Source organism: Kitasatospora sp. NPDC001132, from assembly GCF_053598415.1.
In genome coordinates, this window is record NZ_JBSFKF010000029.1 from 78,131 (window position 1) to 103,750 (window position 25,620).

18 protein-coding genes are annotated in these 25,620 nt (G+C 74.3%); 13 read left to right on the forward strand and 5 right to left on the reverse strand.

What is annotated here, in order from left to right; translation table 11 throughout:
* Positions 1-24 precede the first annotated feature (24 nt).
* Positions 25-1,572, reverse strand: a complete 1,548-nt coding sequence (locus ACWDBE_RS30005) for an MFS transporter (protein ID WP_449809578.1) — start codon at positions 1,570-1,572, stop codon at positions 25-27.
* 461 nt (positions 1,573-2,033) lie between these two features.
* Between ACWDBE_RS30005 and ACWDBE_RS30010 the strand changes: the two genes are divergently transcribed.
* The 3 genes from ACWDBE_RS30010 (at position 2,034) to ACWDBE_RS30020 (ending at position 4,197) form a co-directional block, all read left to right on the forward strand.
* Positions 2,034-2,585 (forward strand): TetR/AcrR family transcriptional regulator, encoded by a 552-nt coding sequence (locus ACWDBE_RS30010; protein WP_449791100.1) that lies wholly within the window; start codon positions 2,034-2,036, stop codon positions 2,583-2,585.
* A 159-nt stretch (positions 2,586-2,744) separates the two neighbouring features.
* Positions 2,745-3,443: a ribonuclease HII gene (locus ACWDBE_RS30015; RefSeq protein ID WP_449791101.1), complete on the forward strand. Its 699-nt coding sequence runs from the start codon at positions 2,745-2,747 to the stop codon at positions 3,441-3,443.
* A gap of 100 nt (positions 3,444-3,543) precedes the next feature.
* Entirely contained in the window at positions 3,544-4,197 is a 654-nt protein-coding gene (locus ACWDBE_RS30020) for a hypothetical protein (protein ID WP_449791102.1), read from the forward strand.
* Positions 4,198-4,374: 177 nt separating this feature from the next.
* Here ACWDBE_RS30020 and ACWDBE_RS30025 read toward each other — a convergent pair whose 3' ends face one another.
* The gene (locus ACWDBE_RS30025; RefSeq protein WP_449809579.1) at positions 4,375-5,091 is read right to left on the reverse strand and encodes a hypothetical protein; all 717 of its coding nucleotides are present in this window, start codon (positions 5,089-5,091) and stop codon (positions 4,375-4,377) included.
* A 379-nt stretch (positions 5,092-5,470) separates the two neighbouring features.
* Complete coding sequence (locus tag ACWDBE_RS30030) at positions 5,471-7,666, reverse strand: RecQ family ATP-dependent DNA helicase (RefSeq protein ID WP_449791104.1); 2,196 nt, start codon at positions 7,664-7,666, stop codon at positions 5,471-5,473.
* A gap of 228 nt (positions 7,667-7,894) precedes the next feature.
* On the opposite strand from ACWDBE_RS30030, the gene ACWDBE_RS30035 reads away from it, so the two are divergent.
* Positions 7,895-9,448 carry a DUF4192 family protein gene (locus ACWDBE_RS30035; RefSeq protein WP_449791105.1) on the forward strand — a complete coding sequence of 518 codons (1,554 nt, stop codon included), beginning with the start codon at positions 7,895-7,897 and terminating at the stop codon, positions 9,446-9,448.
* Positions 9,449-9,482: 34 nt separating this feature from the next.
* Here the strand turns inward: ACWDBE_RS30035 and ACWDBE_RS30040 are convergent, their stop codons facing one another.
* A complete protein-coding gene (locus ACWDBE_RS30040; RefSeq protein WP_449791106.1) occupies positions 9,483-10,796 on the reverse strand; it encodes an alpha/beta fold hydrolase in 1,314 nt (437 codons plus the stop codon).
* A 745-nt stretch (positions 10,797-11,541) separates the two neighbouring features.
* On the opposite strand from ACWDBE_RS30040, the gene ACWDBE_RS30045 reads away from it, so the two are divergent.
* From ACWDBE_RS30045 to ACWDBE_RS30080, 8 genes are all read left to right on the forward strand, one after another.
* Positions 11,542-13,668, forward strand: coding sequence for an amylo-alpha-1,6-glucosidase (locus ACWDBE_RS30045; RefSeq protein ID WP_449791117.1), 2,127 nt, complete (start codon positions 11,542-11,544; stop codon positions 13,666-13,668).
* Between the two features lie 191 nt (positions 13,669-13,859).
* A complete protein-coding gene (locus ACWDBE_RS30050) occupies positions 13,860-14,618 on the forward strand; it encodes an NUDIX hydrolase (RefSeq protein WP_359912725.1) in 759 nt (252 codons plus the stop codon).
* 145 nt (positions 14,619-14,763) lie between these two features.
* Positions 14,764-15,045, forward strand: coding sequence for a hypothetical protein (locus ACWDBE_RS30055; protein ID WP_449791107.1), 282 nt, complete (start codon positions 14,764-14,766; stop codon positions 15,043-15,045).
* A gap of 315 nt (positions 15,046-15,360) precedes the next feature.
* A complete protein-coding gene (locus ACWDBE_RS30060; protein WP_449791108.1) occupies positions 15,361-17,001 on the forward strand; it encodes an ATP-binding cassette domain-containing protein in 1,641 nt (546 codons plus the stop codon).
* A gap of 3 nt (positions 17,002-17,004) precedes the next feature.
* A complete protein-coding gene (locus tag ACWDBE_RS30065) occupies positions 17,005-17,910 on the forward strand; it encodes a hypothetical protein (RefSeq protein WP_449791109.1) in 906 nt (301 codons plus the stop codon).
* A 165-nt stretch (positions 17,911-18,075) separates the two neighbouring features.
* Complete coding sequence (locus ACWDBE_RS30070; RefSeq protein WP_449791110.1) at positions 18,076-19,008, forward strand: FadR/GntR family transcriptional regulator; 933 nt, start codon at positions 18,076-18,078, stop codon at positions 19,006-19,008.
* A gap of 581 nt (positions 19,009-19,589) precedes the next feature.
* On the forward strand, positions 19,590-21,239 hold the full coding sequence (locus ACWDBE_RS30075) for an RNA polymerase sigma factor (RefSeq protein WP_449791111.1): 1,650 nt from the start codon (positions 19,590-19,592) through the stop codon (positions 21,237-21,239).
* A 318-nt stretch (positions 21,240-21,557) separates the two neighbouring features.
* Complete coding sequence (locus tag ACWDBE_RS30080) at positions 21,558-22,358, forward strand: S1 family peptidase (RefSeq protein ID WP_449791118.1); 801 nt, start codon at positions 21,558-21,560, stop codon at positions 22,356-22,358.
* 262 nt (positions 22,359-22,620) lie between these two features.
* On the opposite strand, the gene ACWDBE_RS30085 is transcribed toward ACWDBE_RS30080, so the two are convergent.
* Positions 22,621-22,851 carry a DUF7455 domain-containing protein gene (locus ACWDBE_RS30085; protein ID WP_449791112.1) on the reverse strand — a complete coding sequence of 77 codons (231 nt, stop codon included), beginning with the start codon at positions 22,849-22,851 and terminating at the stop codon, positions 22,621-22,623.
* Positions 22,852-23,390: 539 nt separating this feature from the next.
* Here ACWDBE_RS30085 and ACWDBE_RS30090 point away from each other — a divergent pair.
* Positions 23,391-25,502 carry a DNA gyrase/topoisomerase IV subunit B gene (locus tag ACWDBE_RS30090; protein ID WP_449809580.1) on the forward strand — a complete coding sequence of 704 codons (2,112 nt, stop codon included), beginning with the start codon at positions 23,391-23,393 and terminating at the stop codon, positions 25,500-25,502.
* Positions 25,503-25,620 lie beyond the last annotated feature (118 nt).

A 25,620-nucleotide genomic window follows, 5' to 3' on the forward strand; every position in this document is an offset into this window, starting at 1 on the left:
CGGTGCCAGTGCGGCGCGACAGCGTCAGTGCATCGCGACGGCGGAGGAGTCGCTCGGCAGGTCGCCGGCCTTGGCCTTGATCGCGAAGAGCGCGACCAGCAGGGCGACGGCGGCGAGCGCGGCACCCACGATGAAGCCGTGCGAGATGCCCTCGGTGAGCACGGTGTTGGCGGCGTCGGTGCCCTGCGGGAACTCGTGGTGCTGCTGGAGGTAGGCCAGCTGTTCCGGCTTGGCGCTCTCCATGAACTTCGGCAGCTGTACGGCGGCCTCGGCCGTGGCGTAGTGCGCGAAGACCGTGGTCAGGATCGACAGGCCGAGTGAACCGCCGATCTGCTGCATCGAGTTGAGCAGGCCGGAGGCGGCGCCGGTCTCCTCGCCCGGGACGCCCGCGACGGAGATCAGCATCACCGGGACGAAGATCAGGCCCATGCCGAAGCCGAACACCACCGTGGGGCCGAGCACCCCGTCCAGGTAGCCGCTGTCCTTGCTCATCTGGGTCAGCCAGGTGAGGCCGACGGTGACCAGCAGCGCGCCGCCGGCCATGAAGGGCTTCGGGCCGTACTTGGCCTGGAGGTTGGAGGCGATCTGCGCGGCGATGATGATCGCGACGCTGATCGGGAGGAAGGAGACACCGGCCTTCAGCGGGCTGTAGCCGAGCGGACCCTGCACGAACAGCACGACGTAGAAGAAGATGCCGAACATGGCCGCGGCCAGGCAGAGCATCATCACCAGGCTGCCGGTGCGGTTGCGGTCGGCGAACAGGTGCATCGGGGTGATCGGCTGGTCGGTGCGGCTCTCGACCACGAGGAAGGCGGCGACCAGGACCGCGCCGGCCGCGAAGGAGCCGAGCGTGATGCCGTCCGACCAGCCGTCGGAGGCGGCCCGGATGAACCCGTAGACCAGGCCGGCCAGGCCGAGCGTCGAGGTGAGTGCGCCGGGCAGGTCGAAGCGGCCCGGGTGGCGCTCGGACTCCGCGATGTAGCGCGGCGCGGCGATCGCGATCAGGATCGCGATCGGCACGTTGACGAAGAACACCCAGCGCCAGTTCAGGTACTCGGTGAGCAGGCCGCCGGCCAGCAGGCCGATCGCGGCGCCCGAACCGGCCACCGCCGAGAACACGCCGAACGCCTTGTTGCGCTCCGGCCCCTCGTCGAAGTTGGTGGCGATCAGGGCGAAGGCGGTCGGGGAGCATATCGCGCCACCGATGCCCTGGAGCGCGCGGGCGGCCAGCAGCAGGCCGCTGTCCTGGGCGAAGCCGCCGAGCAGCGAGGCCAGGCCGAACAGCAGGGTGCCGAAGATGAACACCCGGCGGCGGCCGAGGATGTCACCCGCGCGACCGCCGAGCAGCAGCAGCCCGCCGAAGGTCAGGGTGTAGGCGTTGATGACCCACGACAGGTCGGTGGTCGAGAAGCCCAGGGCGTCCCTGATGTGCGGCAGTGCGATGTTCACGATGGTCGCGTCGAGGACCACCATGAGCTGGGTGGCCGCGATGACGGTCAGGGTGATGCCCTTGCCCCGCCCCTGGGTCGTCCGCGGTGGTGCGTTCTTGCTGAGCGTGTCGGAGATAGCCACGAATGTGCCCCCTGCTGGCTATGTGCTCGGTGGTGCGGGTTCGGCGGAGTCGCCGGTCCGGGTGTGGCGCTGCGCCCTTGCGCAGGCCGGGAAGGAACGGGATCGTTCACTAATCGGGACGATATCCCGGTCGTGATTGTGAACGCAAGCGTTCCTTAAGGATGGTGGCGGTGGCGATGGAGCGGTTGGTGCGGCGCCTGGTGGCGGACCGGTCCGGTCGGCCGCTCGGTGGACTGCTCGACGGGGCGCCGGGCGGTGCGGTGGTTGGTGCGGCGGGTGGCGTGGCGGGTGCTGCGGTGGGTGTCGCGGCGGGGCGGGCGTCGTCCGGGGAGACGGCGGCCGGGGCGGGCGCTGGATCCGATGCCGGGACGGGCTCGGGGTCGGGTGCCGCACCGGCCTTCTGTCCGGTGCGGGTCGCCCACCAGGCACTGACGCGACCGGCCCGACGCCGGGGGAAGGAGTTGGAGAACGCTATCTTCGAGGCCGCGCTCGACCAGCTCACCTCCGGCGGATATGCGCGGCTGACCATGGAAGGCGTCGCCGGCGCGGCGCGGACCGGGAAGGCCGCGCTCTACCGGCGCTGGGCGTCCAAGGACGAACTCGTCATCGACGCCCTGGACGCCACTCTCCCACGGCCCTACGACACCCCCGACCTCGGGTCCGCCCGTGACGAACTCCGCGAGCTCGTCGCGGGGTTCACGCAGGCGATGACCTCCCGGGTGGGCGCCGCGCTCAATGCGCTGATGGGCGAGATCGACCACGAGCGGGCCGAGGTCTTCAAGGCCTTCGTCAACGACCGGGTCATCGAGCCGACAGCGCGGACCATCCTGGAGATCCTGCGCCGCGGGGCCGAGCGCGGCGACGTCCGGCCCGGCGCGGCCACCCCGCTGGTGGCGGACGTCATCCCGGCGATGCTGCTCTACCAGGTCAAGATCCGCGGGCTGGAGAGCGTGGGGCCGGGAATCGCCGACCGGCTGGTGGACGAGGTGCTGGAGCCGATGATCCGGGTCTGAGTCGGCCGCGGGGTCCGAGTCGGCCGCGGGGTCCGAGTCGATCACGGGGTCCGAGTCGACCACGGGATCCGAGTCGACCTCGGTTGGGCTCGGGGAGGCGGATTCGGCGGCGCGGGCCGGGCTTAGGCTGGAGGCTGCCCCCGCTGAACGGATTACGCCATGCCCATCGTCCCCCCGACGCACTCCGTCGAACGCTCGCTGCGCCGGGCCGGCGCCAAGATCGTCGTCGGTCTTGACGAAGTCGGGCGCGGGGCCTGGGCCGGGCCGGTCACGGTGGGCGCGGCCGTCACCGGCCTGCGCAAGGCGCCGGAGGGACTGACCGACTCCAAGTTGCTCACCGAACTGCGCCGGCGCGCCCTCGCCCCGGTCCTCGCCGACTGGGTCACCGCGTACGCGCTCGGGCAGGCCTCCCCGCAGGAGTGCGACGAACTCGGGATGACGGCGGCGCTGCGGCTGGCCGCCGTCCGCGCGCTGGAGGCGTTGCCGGTCGAACCCGACGCGGTGATCCTGGACGGCAAGCACGACTACCTCGGCGGCCCCTGGCGGGTGCGCACGGTGATCAAGGGCGACCAGTCCTGCATCTGCGTCTCCGCGGCCTCGGTGCTCGCCAAGGTCCACCGCGACGGCCTGATGGCCGAACTGGGCGAGGGGTGCCCGGACTACGGCTTCGCGGACAACGCCGGCTACCCGTCCCCGGTGCACCGTGCCGCACTGGAGGAGTTCGGCCCCACCGAGCACCACCGACTCTCCTGGGCCTACTTGGACGCACTGCCGAAGTGGCGTCACCTCAAGCGCGTTCGGGAAGGTGCGGGCGACGCTCAGGGGTCCGCCGACGAACAGTTGACGCTCGGTTTCTGACGTTCCGTCTGGAATTGCCTGGGGGAGGGCGGCGGGAGGGCGGTGCCCAATGGGTGGGGCGCCCGTGCGCGTCCGACCGGCATTTGATAGATATCCGGGTATGCCTGTCTTCCCCGAGGAGTCGGAGATTCACGAGAGCCTCCCGAACCCCGGCGTTCCCTTCCCACGCGAGTCGGACGCACAAGCCCCCGCCACCGCACCCACCACCGTCGCCGCCCCGGCTCCGGTGCCCGGCCCCCGTTCGGCGCCCCCGCGCCCGGTTCCGCCGCGTGCCGCCCGTCCGGGCCCGCCGCAACTGATCCCCAAGCCCGGGCCGGCACCGCGCCGCCCCGCCCCCGCCGCACCGCAGGTGGAGGTCCAGCGGATCGCCGCCACCCCGGCGCAGGCGGTGGAGCGCGCCGATGACGCGGTCGACCTGCTGCTGGAGTCCGGGCGCAACCCGGGCGACATCCTGGTGCTGACGACCGGCGAGGCACACCCCTGGCAGCAGCACGAACTCTCCTTCGGCGAGGAGTGCTACTGGGCGCAGCTCACGGAGGGCGGGGACGTGTTCTACGCGGACGCCGCGCTGACCCGCCCGGTCCGCCGCGAGGTGGTCGTCCTGGTGGCCAACGGCGGACCGTCCGCCCGTGCCGCCGAGGCGTACACCAAGGCGCTCGGCCACGCGGCCGCGCTGCTGGTGGTCTGCGGCGACGCCGGCCCGGCAGCCGTGGGTACGGCCGGAGCCGCGCCCGGCCGCCCGGTCAAGGCCTGACCGCAGTCCTCCACTTCGGGCCCGGTGCCGCCGTACGGTGCCGGGCCCGAAGTCCGTCCCACGGCGCTCGGTGGTCGGTCGCCGGCGGTCGGCGGCCGGTCGGCGGACCGGTAGTCGGCAACTGGTGCTCCATGGCCGACGGTTTGAGGCCCGGCGAGTTCGGCAGCCCCTGCGGAGTCAGCGCGTACCGGTGCGACGGGTCGGTTCGGCCGCCGCGACCCGCCCCGTGGCCCACGGGGGCTCGGACTGCGGGGAGCGTGCCGCGTCCTCGCCGCGCTTGGCCTGGTCGGTCGCCGACTGGAGGGTGCGCTGGCCGCGTGGGGCGTCCAGCGCCGAACGCGGGGGCAGCTCCGTCACGGTGTGCGCCGGCCCGTCGGCCCACGAGCCCGCATGCGGCTTGCGTCCGCCCCGCCCGTCCCCGAGGACCTGCCAGCCCGCCGGGGTGAGGCCGATGTACGCGCCGCAGCGCAGCCCGTGGAGCACGGACGAGTCCCGCAGCGCCCACATCCAGGCGCCGTCCTGTTCCGTCCAGCCGGGCGCGCCGTCGCGGCAGCGCAGCAGCACGGCAGTCCGGGTCGGCTCGGGCAGCCGCAGGTCGTGCGGGATGATCCGGCGCAGGTGCGTCAGCAGCGCGTTCCGGTGCTGCCAGCCGTCGGTGTCGTGCGCCCAGGGGGTGAACGAGGCCGAGGCGACGAGGCGGTGGAGCGCGTCCAGGACGGCGATCACGACGGTACCGGGCTGTGGCAGGTGGCGCTGGTGCAGTTCCAGGACGAACTCGCGGGGGTCGCGCAGCAACGGGATCCCCGAGGCGGTCCACGCCTCCAGGTCCAGTACCCGTCTGGGTGCCGGGCTCCCGGAGAAGGGATTCTGACCTCGGTCGATACCGTTGATCACGATCCTCCTTCCTGGCCCGGGGGCAGGCGGGTGCCTGGGTACGCCGAACGGCGGGTCCAGCGGACCGGGTTTCGGGTACCTCCCAATTCTCGGGGCATCGGGGGCAGAGCGGCAACGATGAAATGATGAACGCCACCCAATAGCCCATGGTCTGTCGGATATGTTCCACAGTCGACCGAGCGCCCCGGAGCTGCCGCCAGGCCTTGATCCACAACGCCTGAAGGGCAGCGTGAACCGTCATGGGCATGTGATCGCTCCTTTCTCGGGCCGTTCGACCGCTGTGATCGAAATCGCTTCGCCTGATCCTTTCTGTTAGGCCATTCGAGTGAGGAAGGGTTCCCGGGCCGGAGGGCCCCCGCGGCGGCTTTCCGCCGCCCCGTCACCCCTGCACGGCCAGCACCAGCGGCAGCACCGCGCTCGCCCCCGCTCGGCGCAGCAGCCGGGCGGCCACGGTCACCGTCCAGCCCGAGTCGACGAGGTCGTCCACCAGCAGCACCGGCCCGCCGGCGGCCGCCACCGCCTGCTCCACCTCCGGCGGCAGGACCAGCGCGCCGGCCAGCGAGTGCAGCCGCTGGGCGCTGTTGCTGCGGGCGCCGTGCGGGGGCAGCCCGCCGGCGTACTCGATCCGGCCGAGCAGCGGCAGCCGCCCGATCTCGGCGATCCGCGCGCCCAGGCTGCCGACCAGTCGGGGCCTGGCCGAGGAGGCCATCGTCACCACGCCGACCGGCCGCTCCAACCGGGTGCCCTCCGTCGTCGCGGGCCCGGCCCAGCCGCCCGGACTGCGGGCCCAGTCGGCGAGCACCGCCACCAGGGCGTCCACCGCCTCGCCGGGCACCGGCACGTCCGGCGCCTGGTCGGCGAGCAGGGTGCGCAGCCGGTTGCCCCAGCCGATGTCGGACAGCCGGCCGAGCGCCCGGCCCGTCTCCGCCTGCTCGCCCACCGGGATCCGGCCCTTGAGCGGCACCCCGAGCGCGTCCATCCCGGTGGGCCAGAGCCGGCGCGGCTCGAAGCTCACGCCCGGCCGGCCGAGCGCGGCCCGGGCGGCCCCCAGCGTCTCGGCGGAGACGTCCGGGGTGTGCAGCGGCCCCGCGCAGTTGTCGCACCGGCCGCAGGGCGCGGCCTGCTCGTCGTCCAGCTGGCGGCGCAGGAACTCCATCCGGCAGTCGGTGCCGGCCGCATAGTCGCGCATCGCCCGCTGTTCCGCCTCCCGGGAGGCGGCGACCTTGGCGTAACGGGCGGTGTCGTACTCCCAGCTCTGGCCGGTGGCCGTCCAGCCGCCCTTGACCCGGCGGACGGCGCCGTCCACGTCGAGCACCTTGAGCATGGTCTCCAGCCGGGCCCGGCGCAGGTCCACCCGGGGCTCCAGGGCGGCGGTGGAGAGCGGCCGGCCGGCCTCGGCGAGCGCGTCGATGGTGCGGCGAACCTGCTCCTCGGGCGGGAAGGCCAGCGAGGCGAAGTAGCGCCAGATCGCCTCGTCCTCGCGCCCGGGCAGCAGCAGCACCTCGGCCCGGTCCACCCCGCGCCCGGCCCGGCCGACCTGCTGGTAGTAGGCGATCGGTGAGCTGGGCGAGCCGAGGTGCACCACGAAGCCGAGGTCGGGCTTGTCGAAGCCCATGCCGAGCGCGGAGGTGGCGACCAGCGCCTTGACCCGGTTGGCCAGCAGGTCGGCCTCGGCGGTGCGGCGCTCGGCGTCCTCCGTGCGGCCGGAGTAGGAGGCCACCGGGAAGCCGCGCTCGCGCAGGAAGGCCGTCACCTCCTCGGCGGCGGCCACCGTCAGGGTGTAGACGATGCCCGAGCCGGGGAGCCGGTCGAGGTGGTCGGCCAGCCAGGCGAGGCGGTGCGCCGGGTCGGGAAGGGAGAGCACGCCGAGGGTGAGGCTCTCCCGGTCGAGCGGCCCGCGGAGCACCAGGGCGTGCTCGTCGGTGGCGCCGGTGCCGAGCTGCTCGGCGACGTCGGCGGTGACCCGGGCGTTGGCGGTGGCGGTGGTGGCCAGCACCGGGACACCGGGCGGCAGGTCCGCGAGCATGGTGCGCAGCCGTCGGTAGTCGGGGCGGAAGTCGTGCCCCCAGTCCGAGATGCAGTGGGCCTCGTCGACCACCAGCAGGCCGGTGGAGGCGGCGAGCTCGGGCAGCACCTGGTCACGGAAGTCCGGGTTGTTCAGCCGTTCGGGGCTGACCAGCAGGATGTCGACCTTCCCGGTGGCGACCTCCTCCTGGACCGCGGCCCACTCGTCGGTGTTGGCCGAGTTGATGGTGCGGGCGTGGATGCCGGCCCGGCCGGCGGACTCGACCTGGTTGCGCATCAGGGCGAGCAGCGGCGAGACGATCACCGTCGGCCCGGCGCCGCGGGCCCGGAGCAGGGCGGTGGCGATGAAGTAGACCGCGGACTTCCCCCAACCGGTGCGCTGGACGACCAGGGCACGGCGGCGGTCGACCACGAGGGCCTCGATGGCCGTCCACTGGTCCTCGCGCAGGGTGGCTCCGGGGCCGGCGAGCTCGCGCAGGACGGCCTCGGCCCGCGCCCGGACCTCGGCGCGGTCGGCGGTGGCGGTGGTGTGGATGTCGGGCTGCTGCATGGCGTCCATGTAACCCCGTACCGCCGACAAGCGACGAATGCGGGGGAGGAGAGGCCGGGGAAGGCGGGGTGTGTTTCATCCGCTGGTCGGCTGAACGGAAGTCAAAATCCACTCTCGGGAGGGCGTGTCGCCTGCTCCGAATGAGTGAAGGGAAATTCGGGGGCGGGGTTATCCACAGAAAAAAGTCGGGTCAGGCATCTTTCGCGCATTGCGTCCACTCTTGCGGCCATGAACGCGATGAACAACGAACACGTCATTCTGTCCCTCGGCCCGGCCTCCGACCACCGGCCGGTCGTCATGCGCGGTCCGGCCGACATGGCCGAGCTGCTTCCCTACTTCCTGGGCTTCTACCCCGACGACAGCATCGTCGCGGTGGGGCTCCACGGCCCCGGCCTGCACCAGGGCGGGGTGATCCGGGCGGACCTGCCGCGCTCGCCCGAGCAGTGGCCGGCCGCGGCGGAGGAGACGGCCGCCCTGCTGATCGCCCTCTCCGAGCGGCACGGGGCCCGGCCGCTCCAGGTGCTGCTCTACCTCTGCCAGGATCGCGGCGCCGCGCACGCTCCGCCGGTGGTGGACGGACTGCGGCCGTTGGCGGATGCGCTCCGGGCGGCCTTCGGACGCCGGGGCGTGGCCGTCAAGGAGTCGCTGTGCGTCTCGGACGGTCGCTGGTGGTCCTTCCTCTGCCGCGGTGACGGGTGCTGCGACGCGGCGGGCAATCCGGTGCGGCGCAGCCCCGAGCCCGGTCCGGCGGCCGCCGCCGCGACGGTCGCCGGGCTGGTGCCGCGCGGCAGCCGGAAGGCGATCATCGGCGGGCTGGCCCCGGTCGGTCCGCCGGAGGGCGATGTCCAGCGGGAGGCGTTCGCCCGGGTCGAGGCCGTGGACGCCCTCGCCAGGGAGCAGCGCATCGCCCTGCTCGACCAGGCCGTCGCCGAGTTCCGGGCCGGAGCCCGGGAGCTGGACGCGGAGCGGACGGCCCAGCTGCTGCTCGCCCTGCGCGACCGCCTGGTGCGGGACCGCGGCGTCGAGTACGCCCGGCCCGCCGAGCTGGCCCCGGCGGAGCGGCTCTGGCGCTTCCTCGCCCGGCGGGCCGTGGCGCCGTACGAGGGCTGTGCGGTGGCCCCGCTGACGTTGCTGGCCTGGACGTCCTGGGTCGCCGGGGACACGGCGACGGCCAGGGTCGTGCTCGGCCACGTCCTGGGGCTCGCCCCGGGCTACCTGCTGGCCGATCTGCTGTACGAGTCGCTCAACGACGGCATGACGCCCCAGGGCCTGCTGGCCGCCGTCGAGGCGCAGCGGCGCCGGCGCGAGGAGCCAGGTCCGCAGGCCCCGGCCGACGGACCGAGGCCTCCGGCGGGCGGAGTTCCCGGCGCCGAGGGTGCGCCGTGCCGTGACGAAGCGGGCTCCGGGCCCGCTGCCCCGGGGTCGGGTGGTGTCCCCGAGGAGCGGACCGGGCGGTCCGCCGGCGGTCGGCGGCACCGGCGGGGCGGTCGGCGGAAGGGCTCGTCCACGGTGCCGGCGCCGGCGGCCGATCCGGGCCCGGGCGCCCCGTCCGGCCCCGAAGGCCCGGAGTCGGCGGGCGGCGGAGCCGGGGCGGCGGTGGGCCTGCTGTCGGCGCCCGGGCGGGCAGCGGCGCCCCGGCACGCCCGGGCGGGCGGGGAGCGGTCCACCCGGGGCCTGCGACTCGGCCGGGCCGCGGCCTGCGCGCCGGCCGCGGCCCGCACCGGCCTCCACCGCTGCCGGGGTGTCCGACGGGCGGCGAGAGGAGGCCACCGTGCGCACTGAGCCGCTCCGCGCCGCGGCGCCGGCCCGAGGGCCGCTACGCCTCGCCGTGCGCCATCCTGATCAGGCGGTCCAGCACCTTTCCGCCGCTCACCCGAAGGCCGTCGTGCTCCCACTCGTTGGTGATCCAGGTCCGCAGGCCGCGCACCGCGCGGGCGGTCTCCAAAGAGTCGGCGGTGTCCACGTACATGTCGTCGTGGTACACCGCCGCCACGACCGGCACGGTGTTGGCGGCCAGCCGCGCCCGGTCGTACAGGTCGGGCCAGTCCGTGCGGGCGGCGAGCAGGTCCGCGGTCTCCTTCAGCGGGCGCAGCGCCGGGTCGGTGTCGAACATCCAGGGGTAGATCATCTCCCCGGTGAACAGCACCGGCGCGTCGGACCCCAGCGCGGACCGGGCGTCGAACCGCGGGAACTCCTTGCGGACCCGCTCGGCCGCCCAGGCGGTGCCGCCCTGGTCCACCGACCGCTGGCCGTAGATCGACTCGTGCAGCACCGCGTACAGCGGGCCGCCCGCGAAGGAGAGCTGGGCCTGGGCGCCGGCCAGGAAGGTGTCGGAGAGCTCGGGCCCGGCGGCGCCCTCCACCCAGGCCTCCTCCAGCAGGTAGTGGAGCGTGCCGGAGCCGCTGCCGCCGCCGAGCAGCATGCCGAGCGCCTGGAACGCCTCGACGGTGAGCAGCCCGCCGTCCGGCAGGGTCGCGGGGGAGTCGGCGAGGTGGGCCGCGATCCGGCGCACCGCCTGGACGTCCTGGGGGAACCGGGCGTAGTGGTCCTCGTTCTTGCCAGCCACCCGCGGGTAGGCGGCGCGGTAGACGTCGTCGGCGGAGCTGCCGAGGCCGGCGAGGCCACCGGTGATGAAGGCCTCGGTCAGCCCCTCGGGGGCGAAGGAGAGGTAGGTGAGGGTGCAGAAGCCGCCGAAGCTCTGGCCGAGCACGCTCCAGCGCCGGTCGGCACCGAGCAGCCGCTCACGGATCAGCTCGGCGTCCCGGACGATCGAGTCCGCGCGGAAGTGGGCCAGGTAGTCAGCCTGCTCCTGCGGGCCGCCGCGCCGGGCGAGGGTCTGCCGGGTCGCGGGGGTGGACCGCCCGGTGCCGCGTTGGTCCAGCAGGAGCACCCGGTAGTCGTCCAGGGCGCGGTCCAACCAGGCGTCCCGGCCGTTCGGGCGCGTGGCCTTGCCGCCCGGCCCGCCCTGGAGGAAGACCAGCCAGGGAAGGTCGTCCCGCTCGCGGCCCGCCGCCACCACCTCACGGGCGTACACCTCGATCTGCTCGCCCTGAGGGGCGGCGTGGTCGAGCGGCAGCTGGAATATGTGGTCGGTCGTGACAATCCCGGGCAGCCGGCTGATGGTGGACATGCAACTCCTCGGTCTCTGCTGGTCACAGCGGTGGCGTCGCGGTTCACGGGGCCACCGGGTGCGGGGGCCGCGACCCCCGCACCGTATCCTGGCGGCGGTCGAGCACGGTTCGACCGCCCCGTCCGTCCGACCGGACGGCCGACCCCGGCCCGAGCAGGCCCGACGGCGGCCTGTACGACGGGTGCCGGCCCCGGGCCCGCGGACGGTGACGTGCTCGCGGCGAGGGCCCGGTGGCGTTCCGACGGAGGCGGTACACCGCCCGGCAGGGCAGCCCCGACCAGCGGCGCAGCAGCGGGGCGTGACCTGGTGGCCGTGCGCGGCGTTGACTCCGGGGGCCTGCACCCGGTCCGAGCGGGCCGATCGCCGGGCGGTGCGGGCCCGGCCGCCCGGGCACCGGCAGCCTCGGCCGCCGCGTACGACAGTACGACGGGTCGCCGCCGCGGGGCCGGGCGGTCCGGCGGGTCCGGGCCGTGGGGAATGGCGTCACCGGCGGTCCGGAACGATGGACCTGACGGCGTGCCGGGCCCGGTGACGCGCCCCGGAACGAAGGAGCGGCGCGCCGGTACCGGTCCGGTACCGCGCACCGCATGGCACGACCCGACACCGGGTACGGCCAGACATGGCACACCGCCGGCGGGACGGCCCCGTCGGCCCGGCACCAACAGCACGTGATCGAGCACGCTAGCGGCCCACCGGCCTGACCCGGCCACCGGACCGCCGAGGGGAGGAGAGTCCGGTGACCGCCATGAGGCCACCACAGGCCATGCCGGCCGAGAGCGTGGTCGGCGCGCCGCCCAGGCCGGTGGGCCGCCCCGACCAGGCCCCGGCGGCCGGGCCCGCGGGCGCACCGGCCGGTCCGGCCCGCCCCGCGGCCCCGCCGCGCCCGCAGCCGCCCGCCGTCCACCACGCGGTGATCTGTGTCAACGCCCCGGCGATGGCTGCCTCCGGCCCCGACGGTCAGCTGCGCGGCCACGGCCTGCACGGCTTCTACCGCAACGGCGTCCGGGCGCTCGCCCGGATGGAGCTGCGGCTGGGCGGCATGGAGCCGCTGCCGCTCCAGGGCGCCCTGACCAGCACCGCCCAGGCCCGCTTCCTCGGTGCCGTCCGCCTCCCCGGCGACCTCGACCCGGACCCTGCGCTCACCGTCGAGCGGCTGCGGCACGCGGACGGCGTGGAGACCGTCGTCGTGCGCAACACCGGTCCGCGGCCCGCCCGGCTGCCGCTGGAGATAGCCCTCGGCACCGACCTCGGCCCGGTCGCCGAGATCGCCGCCGGGCACCGCCAGCCCGACCTGCCGGGGCAGGTGCAGTCCGCCGGACTGCGCTGGACGGGCCCCGTCCACAGTGCCGTGGTCAGTGCCAAGCCCTCCCCGCACGCCGTCCTGGCCGGCGCCGGCGTGCTCCGCTGGGACCTGGAGGTCCAGCCCGGCGCCCGCTGGTCGGTCGAGCTGCACACCCAGCTGGAGAGCGCCAGCGGCGGCCCGCGCCCGCCGGGCGGCCGCGGCACCGGCGTCCCGCTGCCCTGGTCCGAGCCCGAGGTCCGCAGCGACGACACCCGGGCCGCCCCACTGGTCTCGCGCTCGCTGGACGCCCTCGGCGGGCTGCTGTTCGCCGACCCGGACCGCCCGACCGACCTCTACCCGGCCTCCGGCGCGCCCTGGCGCTTCGGCCTCGCTCCGGCCGACGCGCTCTGGGCCGCGCGGCTGACCCTGCCGCTCGGCACGCGGCTGGCGGCCGGCACCCTCCGGGCGCTGGCCCGCCGCCAGCAGCTCGCCCCCGCCCCGGGCCGCCCCGAGGGCCTGCTGCCCGGCGCCCTGCGCCACGGTGGTCCCGAGCTGCCGCCCACCTGCACCGCCACCGAGGCCACCCTGCTGTTCGTCACCGTGCTGGCCGAGGCGTGGCGTTGGGGCCTGCCCCCGGCGGAGGTCGCCGAGCTGCTCCCGGCCGCCGAACGGGCCCTGGCCGCCCTGCGCGAGGGCCTGGTCGACGGCTTCGTCGCCGACCTGAGCCGCCCGGCGGAGGAGCGATCCGCCCAACCGGTCGCCGCCCGCGCCGAGGTCCAGGCGCAGGCCCACCGCGCCGCCCTGCACGGGGCCGAGCTGCTGGAGGCCTTCGGCCGGCCGGGCGCCGAGGACTGGCGCGGCTGGGCCGCCGCGCTGCGCGGGCGCTTCCGCGAGCGGTTCTGGATCGACGACCTGTCCGGCGGCCGCCCCGCGGCCGGCCTGGCCCCGGGCGGTCAGCCGCTGCCCGCCGTCGCCTCCTCCCTCGTGCACCTGCTGGACACCGGGCTCGCCGTCGACGGTGGTCGGCACGACGGCCTGCTGGACCGCGAGCAGACCCGGCTGCTTGCCCAGCGCCTGGCCGCGCCGGAGCTGGACAGCGGCTGGGGCCTGCGCACCCTGAGCGCCAAGTCGCCCCGCTTCAACCCACTGGGTCACCGCGGCGGCGCCGTGCGGGTCCACGAGACGGCGCTGGCGGTCGCCGGACTGGCCGAGGCCGGTCACGAGAACGAGGCCGGCACCCTCCTGGAGGGCCTGCTCGCCGCGAGCGCCCACTTCGAGGGGCGGCTGCCGGAGATGTACGCGGGGGAGCAGCGCGTCCTCGGCTGCCCGCCGGTGCCCCACCCGGCCGCCTGCCGCCCGGCAGCGGTCTCCGCGGCCGGTGCCGTGCACGCGGTGTTCGCCCTCGCCGGGGTGCGGCCCGACGTCCCGGGTGGCCGGGTGCTGGTCCGCCCGGCGAGCACCGCACCGCTCGGCGAGCTGGAGCTGACCGGTCTGCGGGTGGCGGGCGAGCCCTTCTCCGTCCGGGTGAGCCGGATCGGCGTGGCGATGGTGGAGGAGGCGTCCGCGGACCTGCAACTCGTCGCCCGCTGAGCCCGTCGCCGCCCGACCACGCCCCGGCGTCGGTGACGCTCGGTCACCGACGCCGCGCCCGCCCGCTCTCGGCACCGCGTGGCGGTGAGCGGCTCGCGCAGGGCCGCGCAGGCCAGGGCGTGGGGCACCGGCCCCCGCGTTCCACGCACGGGCCTGTGCTTATCGTCAGAGAGACGACTATGATCGTCGCCATGTCGCGTTACGATCCGTCGGCCTTCCCTCCGTTCGCTGTCACGGTTGACCTGGTGGTGCTGACGGTGCGCGACCACTCGCTCTGCGCCCTGCTGGTCAGACGAGGCGAGCCGCCGTTCCAGGGGTACTGGGCGCTGCCCGGCGGCTTCGTTCGTCCGGACGAGGGCCTGGCCGAGGCCGCCTCCCGCGAGCTGGCCGAAGAGACCGGCCTGCGCGCCCACACCGCCCCCGGCCATGACGCGGTCGGCCCCGGCGCGGCCGGCGCCCACCTGGAGCAGCTCGCCACCTACGGCCACCCGCAGCGCGACCCCCGGATGCGCGTGGTCAGCGTCGCCTACCTGGTGCTCGCTCCCGACCTCCCGACGCCCCGGGCCGGCGGCGACGCCAGCAGCGCCCGCTGGGCCCCGGTCGGTGAGCTCCTCGGCGAGAACCCGGCCGACGGCGTCCCGCTCGCCTTCGACCACGGCCTGATCCTCGCCGACGGCGTGGAGCGCGCCCGCTCCAAGATCGAGTACTCCTCCCTCGCCACCGCCTTCTGTCCGACCGAGTTCACCGTCGGCGAGCTGCGCCGGGTCTACGAGGCCGTCTGGGGCGTGGTGCTGGACCCGCGGAACTTCCACCGCAAGGTCACCGGCACCCCCGGCTTCCTGCTGCCCTCCGGCGGTACGACGACCCGTCAGGGCGGCCGCCCGGCCCAGTTGTTCACCGCCGGTGGTGCCACCGTCCTCAACCCGCCCATGCTCCGCCCGGAGTCCTGAACCCCCGCGGGCCCCGAACCCGGCCCACCGCGGCCCCGGCAGCCGAATGGCCCGGCCTGGCTGCGAACCCGGGGACGACGGCGCAGAGTGTCGGTGGACGCTCCGGCCGCCGGGCCGGAGGCCTTCCGGCCCAGGGAGCCCCGCGATGGCCATCGAGGACTGCGCCAACCAGCGGATCCTCATCGAGCGGCTGGCGGCGGACTACCGGAGCCTCGACACGACCACCACCGCCACGGAACGGGAACTGGCCGCGCTGCAGGCCGGGCGCGCGGCGCCCGAGGCGATCGCCGCCGTGCAGGAGCGGCTGGCCGCCGAGCGCGAACGGCTGGGTGAGATCACGGTCGAGGGCCAGGCCGCCGTCGACGAGTTCCACGCGGTGTGCGGCGGCGAGCAGCTCCCGCCCCTGCCCTGGCCCGACACGCTATAGGGACGTCCCTCGCCGGGTACGGCGTTCCGCCCGGCCTCAGGCGCCACAGCCGTCGAAGCACCACAGCCGGCGAAGCACTGCGGACAGCTCCGTGTCGGAGTCCTCCGGAACGAACCGGCCGCCGCCCGTGAATCGCAGGATCGGATTGTCCCCTGATCGGGTGAGGTGGGCAGTCGGTGGGCCCGTGCCGTTCCCGTAATGCCCGGAATAGCCGCCGCCGCCCCCTAATGTGCTGGCGCGGAGCCGAGCGGGTGCATGCCCGTCAGGGGCGCTCCGCGTCGAGCAGGTCGGCCGACGGCATGGGAGCAGCCAGCGATGATCCAGATCACCGGACTGACCAAGGTCTATTGCAAGGGTGCTCCGCCCGCGGTGCTCGATCTGACCTTCGACGCCCGGCCCGGCACGGTGACGGCGCTGCTCGGTGCCGAGGGAGCGGGCAAGTCCACCGCGCTGCGGCTGATGCTCGAACTCGAACGCGGCCAGGGCGTCACGCTCTTCGACGGCCGTCCCTACCGGCGGCTGCGCCACCCGGAGCGCGAGGTCGGGGTGCTGCTGCCCGGCACCGGGGACGCCGCGGTGGCCGGGCACCCGGGCCGCAGGGCGCGCAGCCACCTGCGGATGCTCGCCGCGGCCGTCGGCGTCCCGGTTCGGCGGGCCGACGAACTGCTGGAACAGACCCGGCTGGCCACCGTCGCCGGGCAGCGACTGCGCACCTTCTCGCCCGGCATGCACCGCCGTCTGGCCCTGGCCGCCGCCCTGCTCGGCGACCCCGGCGCGCTGCTGTTGGACGAGCCCGCCGAGGGCCTGTCGCCGCGCAACGTCGAGTGGTTCCACTCCTTCCTGCGCTCCTTCGGCGACGCCGGCGGCACCGTCCTGGTGACCACCCGCACCCCGCAGGAGGCCTCGCAGATCGCCGACCGGGTGGTCACCCTGGACCGCGGCCGACTGGTCGCCGACCAGCCGGTCGCGGAGTTCCGGCGGACCAGGATCAGCCCCGAAGTGGCCGTCCGGGGGCCGCAGATGGCGCGGCTGGCCGATCTGTTGGTCAGCCAGGGCGCGGAGGTCCGGCGGGACGGCAACGTGGGGCTCGCGGTGGCCGGCATCGACCGCACCGAGATCGGCGAACTCGCCTACCGTCACGGGATCCTGCTGCACGAGCTGGCCGACCGGGTGGTCGAGCAGCCGGCGCCGCGGATCGTCCTGCCGACCGGCTCGGGCGGCTCCGGCCGTCCCCGCCTCGATCCGGAACCCGAGGCCGGGCCGAGCGGCGCGGAGCGCACCGCCGGACCGGCCGCCGCGTCAGCCCCGACCGAAGCGGTGCCGCCCCCGGCCGAGCCCACGGCGACCCCGGTCCCGGTCGCACCGGCCGTCGCCACCCAAGCCGCGCCGGCCACCGCCCCTGCCACCTCTGCCGCCCCCGCCCCCGCGGCCGAAGGCGCCACCGACCCGAGGCGCAGCGCCCCGCACCGCCTCCTGCAGGACGGCTCGCTGCCCACTCGCGCCCTGCCCGCCGCGGCCGCCGCCGCCCTCCCTGCCGCCGCGTTCCCTGCCCTCGGCTCGGCCGCCCGTCGCCCGGAGCCCGCAGGGCCTCGCCCGGAGTCGACCGCGAAGACCGGGCCCGACGCCGCTGCCGAACCCGCCCCCACCGTGGCTGTCGACCGGCTCTTCCGCGACGACCCGGTCCCGGCCCCGCCCCAGGCGCCCATCCGGGTCCGGCCCCTGGGCTGTCGGGAGAGCACCGAGGACCTGCTCGCCGACGACACCGTCCGTCTCCGCCGCCCCGCCTCGGGCACCCCCGCCGTCCGGGCCTCCACCGCCCGCTCCACGGCTTCCGCCGTTCCTGTCACCCCCGCCCACTCCACGGCCCCCGCCGTCCGGGCCTCCACCGCCCAGCCCCGCAAGACGCCCGCCACCCCCGCGGCCCCCGCCACCCCCGACGACCACCGGAGCGAGTGAACCGTGCATGTCCTGGCCTACGAGCTGCGCCGCCTGCGCGGCCTGCCTTCCACCTGGGTGCTGCTCGCCGCCGTGCTGCTCGGCGACGCCGTCCTGGCCGCCGTACTGGCGAGCCGGACCCCGGACGGCCCGTTGGGGGCCGCGGCCGGGGTGCGGCTGCTGACCGCCGCCCTCCCGCTGGTCCCACTGCCCTTCGCGGCGCTCGGCGCAGGCGTGCTGGGCGCGCTCTCGTACGGGCACGAGGTGCGCCACCCGGGGCTGCCGGCCTCCCACGTGTCGTACCCGCGTCGGGTCCGGCTGCTGCTGGCCAAGCTGCTGGTGATCGGTCCGGTGGCGGCGCTGCTGGCGCTGGCCACCCTGTTGCTCGACACGGTGGTCGTGCACGTCGCGCTGCCGGACGGCGTCGCCGTGACGGCCTGGGCGGACCCGGCCGCGCTGTCGGGCCGGGTGGCCGAGGCGCTGAACGGCGCCGGGCTGTCCGGGCTGTCCGACCTGCCGGGCGTGTTCGCCCCGCTCGGACTGGTGGCCGGTCAGGGGGTGCCCGCCGCGCTGCTGGCCTTCGTCCTGCTCACCGTGGCGGCGGGCTGGACCGGGCTGTTGACCGCCTCGCTGACCCGCGGCGCCGCGGCCGGGGTACTGCTGCTGTGCGCTCTGCCACCGCTGCTGGAGTCCGGCGTCGCGCTGCTGCTGCGTCACACCGGAAGGCCTTGGCCGATCCGGGCGGCCGAGCTGCTGCCGTTCCAGTCCGGGATCGAGTCGGCCTACGCCTGGGTGTACGGCGGTGCGCACGGGGCGGTGGCCGGGAGCGTGGCGCTGACCGATCCGGCGCTGCTCGCCGCGGTCGTGGCCCCCGCGGCGCTCCTGCTGCTCGCCGCCCTGCTGGTCCAGGCCCGCCGCCGCGCCCTGTAGCGCCCCACCGCGTGGCGCCGCCCGTGCAGGACCCGGCCGGGCCCTGCGGCTGCCCGGCGGAAGCCGTCCTGCCCGGGTCTTCCAAGATCGACCAGCAGTGACCGCAATGCGCGTTTCTTCCTGATAAGAAGTCAATTATCCAGTCACGGTCGATCACCCTTTCGTGTGCTTTTCACGAGAATTCTCAAGCCACGCCTGCCGATCGCCGACAAAGGAGGCGTGAGTACCCTTGCGCACCCCACCATGACCCCCGCCCGTTCCGCCGAAGGGCCGATCCACGGCCCCGGCGACCTGGACCGCTTCTCGTACGCCGACCGGCCGACTCCGCCGGCGCCCCGCTGGGAGGGCGCCGAGTCCGACATCGCCCGGGTCGGTCGCAAGACCACCAGCAGCCGCGGTCGCGGTCTGCACGGCCAGCTGGTCCAGCAGCTCGGCCAGATGATCGTCTCCGGCGACCTCGGCGCCGACCGCCCGCTGGTGCCCGAGGAGATCGGTCAGCGCTTCGAGGTCTCCAGGACCGTCGTCCGCGAGTCGCTGCGCGTGCTGGAGGCCAAGGGCCTGGTCAGCGCCCGGCCGAACGTCGGCACCCGGGTCCGCCCGGTCGGCGACTGGAACCTGTTGGACCCGGACATCATCGAGTGGCGCGCCTTCGGACCGCAGCGGGACGAGCAGCGCCGGGAACTGTTCGAGCTCCGCTGGGCGATCGAGCCGCTGGCCGCCCGGCTCGCCGCCGGCCACGGCCGTGAGGACGTCCAGCAGCGCCTGGTCGAGCTGGTCGAGATCATGGGTCACGCCGCCTCCCAGGCCGACCTCTCCACCTACACCCGGGCCGACGCCGAGCTGCACGGCCTGATCCTCCAGCTGGCCGGAAACCGGATGCTCGAGCACCTGTCCGGGATCGTCGCCTGCGCGCTGCAGGTCTCCGGCGGCCCGGCGATCTCCTGCGAGCGGCCCTCCGAGTCCTCGGTCGGCCTGCACGCCCGGCTGGTGGACGCGCTGGGCGCCGGCGACGGCACCGCGGGCGAGGCCGCGATGAGGGCGCTGCTCACCGTGCATCCCGAGATCGAGCCGTCCGTCCCCGCGCCCAGGGAGCACTGAACGGGCTGTTCTCCACGAGCGGAGGCGCCGGATGGCGGCGGCCCGCTCCCGCCAGGGCCCTCCGACCGCACCGCGCGGCGCAGCCGGGGGGCCTCCGCATGCCGTCACCCGCCCGTCCGCCGCCCGGTGCCGGTGCCGGTGCCGGAGCCGGGATCGGGCCGGGATCGAGGCCGGGGTCGAGGCCGAGGGGCCCTTCGGGGCGTCCCGTCGAAAGGCGGGCCCGGGAAAGCCGCCGGTGAGAGGCGGGCCCATTTTCGGTCCTGCTCATGACAATAGTTCGCTCCGCGAGTGCGCGATGATGGAAGCGGCCCCCGGTCGCGGGCGCCGGATGGTGTGACCCGCGACACGAAGGCCATGCGTAACACTTGACGAGTAGCAGCGATGTGTCCTGAGCGGAAGCAGCTCCGGAATACTCCAACATGTCAGAATGCTGTGTTGGTCCGCGGCGCTGCTGCCGTCCTGCAAACCCAGTCCTCAAACCCGAGTCGGTCGGAATCGACACCGCGCGTCCGGCGCGCGATCTCCTTCCCCGCCCGCTCGGGCGGCCGGTACGGGTTCGAGTCCACTCATCGTCCGAGAGGTTGTTCGTGTCGGCCAGCACATCCCGTTCGCTTCCCCCCGAGATCGCCGAGTCCGCGGCTCTGCTGGCGCTCATCGAGCGGGGCAAGGCCCAGGGGCAGATCGCCGGTGACGACGTGCGCCAGGCGTTCGAGGCGGACCAGATCCCGGTCACCAAGTGGAAGAACGTCATGCGCAGCCTCAATCAGGTGCTGATTGAGGAGGGCGTGGACCTCATGGTCAGCGCGGCCGAACCGGCCGGCGCCAAGCGCAAGAGCGTTGCCGCCAAGAGCCCCACCAAGCGCACCGCCACCAAGGCTGTCACCACCCGGACCCCGGCCGCCCCGTCGGCCCCGACCAAGCCGCCGGTGCGGATCGCCCCCGGCGCCCCCGTCGCGGCTCCGGCCGTCGCCGCCGCCGCGGCCCCGGCTCCCACCGTCTCCGCCGAGATCACCGCCGAGGCGACGACCGGCGTCGTCGCCGAGGTGAAGTCGGCCGCGAAGAAGGCCGCCCCGGCCAAGAAGGCCGCGGCCAAGAAGACCGCCGCGCCCGCCAAGAAGACCGCCGCCAAGAAGACGGCCGCCGGCAAGGGTGCCAAGGGCGACGAGGAGCTGCTCGGCGAGGAGGAGCTGCTCGAGGACGTCGCTCTGCCCGGCGACAAGGCCGAGGCCGAGGGCACCGGTCCGGAGGAGGAGTCGGAGGGCTTCGTCCTCTCCGATGACGACGAGGACGACGCGCCGGCCCAGCAGGTCGCCGTCGCCGGCGCCACCGCCGACCCGGTCAAGGACTACCTGAAGCAGATCGGCAAGGTCCCGCTGCTCAACGCCGAGCAGGAGGTCGAGCTCGCCAAGCGCATCGAGGCCGGCCTGTTCGCCGAGGACAAGCTCTCGGCCGCCGACAAGCTCGCCCCGAAGCTCAAGCGCGAGCTGGAGATCATCGCCGAGGACGGCCGCCGGGCCAAGAACCACCTGCTGGAGGCCAACCTCCGCCTGGTGGTCTCGCTGGCCAAGCGCTACACCGGTCGCGGCATGCTCTTCCTGGACCTGATCCAGGAGGGCAACCTCGGTCTGATCCGTGCGGTCGAGAAGTTCGACTACACCAAGGGCTACAAGTTCTCGACCTACGCCACCTGGTGGATCCGCCAGGCGATCACCCGCGCCATGGCCGACCAGGCCCGCACCATCCGCATCCCGGTGCACATGGTCGAGGTCATCAACAAGCTGGCCCGCGTCCAGCGCCAGATGCTCCAGGACCTGGGCCGCGAGCCCACTCCGGAGGAGCTGGCCAAGGAACTCGACATGACCCCCGAGAAGGTCATCGAGGTCCAGAAGTACGGTCGCGAGCCGATCTCCCTGCACACCCCGCTGGGCGAGGACGGCGACAGCGAGTTCGGTGACCTGATCGAGGACTCCGAGGCGGTCGTCCCGGCCGACGCGGTCTCGTTCACCCTGCTCCAGGAGCAGCTGCACTCGGTGCTGGACACCCTGTCCGAGCGCGAGGCGGGCGTGGTCTCGATGCGCTTCGGCCTGACCGACGGCCAGCCGAAGACACTGGACGAGATCGGCAAGGTGTACGGGGTCACCCGTGAGCGCATCCGCCAGATCGAGTCGAAGACCATGTCGAAGCTGCGCCACCCGTCGCGCTCCCAGGTGCTGCGCGACTACCTGGACTGATCGACGGCAGTCGTTCCACACCGTTCCGCACGAAGGCCCGAGCCGCACGGCTCCGGGCCTTCGTGGCTGCCCGGGCCGGGTGCGTCAGCGTCCGGGTGGTGGTTGTCCCTCGTCCGGGTGGCGGGGCGGCGGGAAGCGGTCGCACCGTGTAGCCGGTCACCTACGCTGTGCCGGTTGCCTGCTTCCGAGCCCCCTGGAGTCACGGTGCCGACCGAGCCGGACCGCACTGACCTGCCGACGCCCACCCCGTACCCGGCGGACCTCTCCGACCGGGCCGATCCGGCCGCAGTCCGGGCGGGCCGCCGCCGCAGGGCCGCCGTGCTGGCGCTGATCGCCGCGGTGCCCGTCCCGCTGGTCGCCGTCGGCACCGCGGCGCCGGCCGAGGCGCAGCGCCGGGTGGTCGGCGGGACCGCGGCGAGCACCGCGGACCACCCGTGGATCGTGGCGCTGTCCAGTCGCCAGCAGTTCGGCGGCGGCCGTTCCGGCCAGTTCTGCGGGGGCGCGCTGGTCACCCCGACCAAGGTGGTGACGGCCGCGCACTGCTTCTACGACGAGTCCAGGGGCCGGGTGGAGCGGCCGGGCCTCAAGGTGATCGTCGGCCGGGACGACATGCGGAGCACGGCCGGCCGCGAGGTGGCGGTGCGGTCGGTCTGGATCCATCCCGACTACTCCTTCGCCGCCAACATGAACGACGTCGCGGTGCTCACCCTCGCCGAGTCCCAGGGAGCCCGGCCGGTGGTCGGACTGGTCGGCCAGGGCGAGACGGCACCGTACGCGGCCGGGACCACGACGCACGTGTACGGCTGGGGCGACACCACCGGGCGGGGTGACTACTCGCCCACGCTGCGTGTGGTGTCCGTGCCGATCGTGCCGGACCGCACCTGCGCGCAGGCCTACCCGGGAGGGCCGGACGGAAGGTTCGACGCCCGGGGCATGGTCTGCGCGAGCGAGGAGCGGGGCGGAAAGGACGCCTGCCAGGGCGACAGCGGCGGCCCGATGATCGTCGACGGTCGGCTGGTCGGCCTGGTGTCCTGGGGGACGGGGTGCGCCGAGGCAGCCCACCCCGGCGTCTACACCAGGGTGTCCTCGGTCGCGGACGCGGTGCGCGCGGTCCTGTGACCGCCCGCGGACGCGGTGTCGTGTCCGGCGCCATGACCCTCGCCGTGGGTGAGCGGCCGATCACCTGCCGGCGCCGGAATCTGACACCGCGTCGGCTTCACCGCCCGTGCGAGCCGGGCCGTCGGTGGGCCCGGGAAGGCGTGCCGGGTACAGCAGAGCCGGGCGGTCGGCCCCCGAAGGGGTCGGCCGCCCGGCTCACCGGTCGCGCGCGGTGCGCGACCGGACACAGCACGACGCCGGCTGCTGGTTTTGGCGCCCGGGATCAGCGCTCTTCGTCTGCGGCCGTGGCAGCGGTCGTGGTCAGACGGCCACTCTCGTCCTGTATCTCCACGGCGATCTTCTTGAGCTCGGGCTCGAACTTCCGGCCGTGGTGGGCGCAGAAGAGCAGCTCTCCGCCGCTGGCGAGTACGACGCGCAGGTAGGCCTGGGCGCCGCAGCGGTCGCAGCGGTCAGCCGCGGTGAGCGGGCTCGCAGGGGTCAGAACAGTAGTCACGTCGCCTCTTCTCTAGCTCGACGAGCTGTCGTACCAGGGTCAACATCCAACCAGGCCGAAAACGTTCCCGCTCGTGGCTTTTCTTCTCTGAGGATTCTGCTGCGTTGATGAGGACGTGCCCCGGGCGTCGGTGGTTCATGCGTGCCGAAATCCCGGGATCCGCCCGCCGCTCGAACGCCCGATCGGGATCGGGTGCGGCGTCCGCGTAGCATAATCCTCTGCCGGGTTGGAGCATAAGCCCCGCCCCGGGCCCCGGTAGCCTGCATAACGGCAGTTCCGGAGCCTGCACCGGGCCCCACGATCCGCCAGGACCGGTGGTACCGGGAGGAGATGGCGCCCCCGGGGCCCGCGCCCGGGTGCGGTGCTTGTTCGCGCAGCGCGTACAAGCTGCGCGGGGCCGGCCCGTCGTGCTGCGCACCCGGTGCAGGGGATCGGGCACGCAGGGCGACGGGTGTCGGTGCGGCGTGCTGCACTGGCGTTTGGTCCGGATGCGTCCGGATGTGACCGATGAGACAGAACTTCACCGAGGAGAGTGCCGCGTGAGTGCCGAAACGACCGTGCCGTCCGCGCTGCTGGCCGGCGACGACGGTTCCAACTACACCGCGCGGCACCTGCTCGTCCTGGAGGGCCTGGAGGCGGTCCGCAAGCGCCCGGGCATGTACATCGGCTCGACCGACAGCCGCGGCCTGATGCACTGCCTCTGGGAGATCATCGACAACTCCGTCGACGAGGCGCTCGGCGGCTACTGCGACCGCATCGACGTCGTGCTGCACCCCGACTCCTCGGTCGAGGTCCGGGACAACGGGCGCGGCATTCCGGTCGACGTCGAGCCCAAGACCGGGCTGTCCGGCGTCGAGGTCGTGATGACCAAGCTGCACGCCGGCGGCAAGTTCGGCGGCGGCTCCTACGCGGCCTCCGGCGGTCTGCACGGTGTCGGCGCCTCGGTCGTCAACGCGCTCTCCGCCCGCCTCGACGTCGAGGTCGACCGCGGCGGGCACACCCACGCGATCAGCTTCCGCCGCGGCACTCCCGGCATCTTCACCGAGACCAGCCCGGACGCGCCCTTCGAGCCGGGCAACGGCCTGACCAAGGCCCGCAAGGTGCCCAAGACCCGCACCGGCACCAGGATCCGCTACTGGGCCGACCGGCAGATCTTCCTCAAGGACGCCAAGCTCTCCCTGGAGACGCTGCACAGCCGCGCCCGGCAGACCGCCTTCCTGGTCCCCGGGCTGACCATCGTGGTGCGTGACGAGCGCCTCACCGAGAGCGACCAGATCGAGGAGTCGGTCTTCCGCTACGACGGCGGCATCGCCGAGTTCTGCGAGTTCCTGGCCCCCGACAAGCCGGTCTGCGACGTGCTGCGGCTGCGCGGCGAGGGCACCTTCAAGGAGACCGTGCCGGTCCTGGACGACCTCGGCCACATGACCCCCACCGAGGTCACCCGCACCCTCGGCGTGGACATCGCGCTGCGCTGGGGCGCCGGTTACGACACCACCCTGCGCTCCTTCGTCAACATCATCGCCACCCCCAAGGGCGGCACCCACGTCACGGGTTTCGAGCGCTCGCTGGCCAAGACGGTCAACGAGGCGCTGCGCGCGAGCAAGCTGCTGCGCGTGGCCGAGGACGACATCACCAAGGACGACGCCACCGAGGGCCTCACCGCGGTGGTCACCGTCCGGCTCGCCGAGCCGCAGTTCGAGGGCCAGACCAAGGAGGTGCTCGGCACCTCGGCGGCCAACCGGATCGTCGCCGCCGTCGTCGCCAAGGAGCTCAAGGCCTTCCTCACCTCGGCCAAGAAGGACCAGAAGCTCCAGGCCAGGGCCGTGCTGGACAAGGTCGTCGCGGCCGCCCGCACCCGGGTCGCCGCCCGGCAGCACAAGGAAGCCCAGCGCCGGAAGACCGCGCTGGAGACCAGCTCGCTGCCCGCCAAGCTGGCCGACTGCCGCAGCGACGACGTCGACCGCAGCGAACTGTTCATCGTCGAGGGGGACTCCGCGCTCGGCACCGCCAAGCTCGCCCGCAACTCCGAGTTCCAGGCGCTGCTGCCGATCCGCGGCAAGATCCTCAACGTCCAGAAGGCCTCGGTGAGCGACATGCTCAAGAACGCCGAGTGCGCCGCGATCATCCAGGTGATAGGGGCCGGTTCGGGCCGCACCTTCGACATCGACCAGGCCCGCTACGGCCGGGTCATCTTCATGGCCGACGCCGACGTCGACGGCTCGCACATCCGCACTCTGCTGCTCACCCTCTTCCACCGCTACATGCGGCCGATGGTCGAGCAGGGCCGGGTCTTCGCCGCCGTGCCGCCGCTGCACCGGATCGAGCTCACCAACCCCAAGCGCGGCCAGGAGAAGTACCACTACACCTACTCCGACTCCGAACTGCGCTCCACGCTGCTGGAGTTCCAGCGCAAGGGGCAGCGCTGGAAGGAGCCGGTGCAGCGCTACAAGGGTCTGGGCGAGATGGACGCCGACCAGCTGGCCGAGACCACCATGGACCCGCGCCACCGCACGCTGCGCCGGATCAACCTGGGCGACCTGGAGCAGGCCGAGAGGATCTTCGACCTGCTGATGGGCAACGACGTCGCCCCGCGCAAGGAGTTCATCGTGGACTCGGCGGCCACCCTGGACCGCTCGCGCATCGACGCCTGACACGGGCGGGCGTCCCCCGCGCCCCGCACGCCCCCGCGCCCCGAACGGCCGGGGCGCCCCCCCCCGGGGGGGGGCCGCCCCGGGGCGGGGGCCCCCGGGGGGCCCCCCCCCCCCCGCA

Bases quoted from the DNA above. Each gene is read 5' to 3' on its own strand.
- ACWDBE_RS30015 (WP_449791101.1), top strand. From the start codon at position 2,745: ATGCCCATCGTCCCCCCGACGCACTCCGTCGAACGCTCGCTGCGCCGG.
- ACWDBE_RS30030 (WP_449791104.1), bottom strand. From the start codon at position 7,666: ATGCAGCAGCCCGACATCCACACCACCGCCACCGCCGACCGCGCCGAG.
- ACWDBE_RS30050 (WP_359912725.1), top strand. From the start codon at position 13,860: ATGTCGCGTTACGATCCGTCGGCCTTCCCTCCGTTCGCTGTCACGGTT.
- ACWDBE_RS30035 (WP_449791105.1), top strand. From the start codon at position 7,895: ATGAACGCGATGAACAACGAACACGTCATTCTGTCCCTCGGCCCGGCC.
- ACWDBE_RS30040 (WP_449791106.1), bottom strand. From the start codon at position 10,796: ATGTCCACCATCAGCCGGCTGCCCGGGATTGTCACGACCGACCACATA.
- ACWDBE_RS30055 (WP_449791107.1), top strand. From the start codon at position 14,764: ATGGCCATCGAGGACTGCGCCAACCAGCGGATCCTCATCGAGCGGCTG.
- ACWDBE_RS30060 (WP_449791108.1), top strand. From the start codon at position 15,361: ATGATCCAGATCACCGGACTGACCAAGGTCTATTGCAAGGGTGCTCCG.
- ACWDBE_RS30045 (WP_449791117.1), top strand. From the start codon at position 11,542: ATGAGGCCACCACAGGCCATGCCGGCCGAGAGCGTGGTCGGCGCGCCG.
- ACWDBE_RS30020 (WP_449791102.1), top strand. From the start codon at position 3,544: ATGCCTGTCTTCCCCGAGGAGTCGGAGATTCACGAGAGCCTCCCGAAC.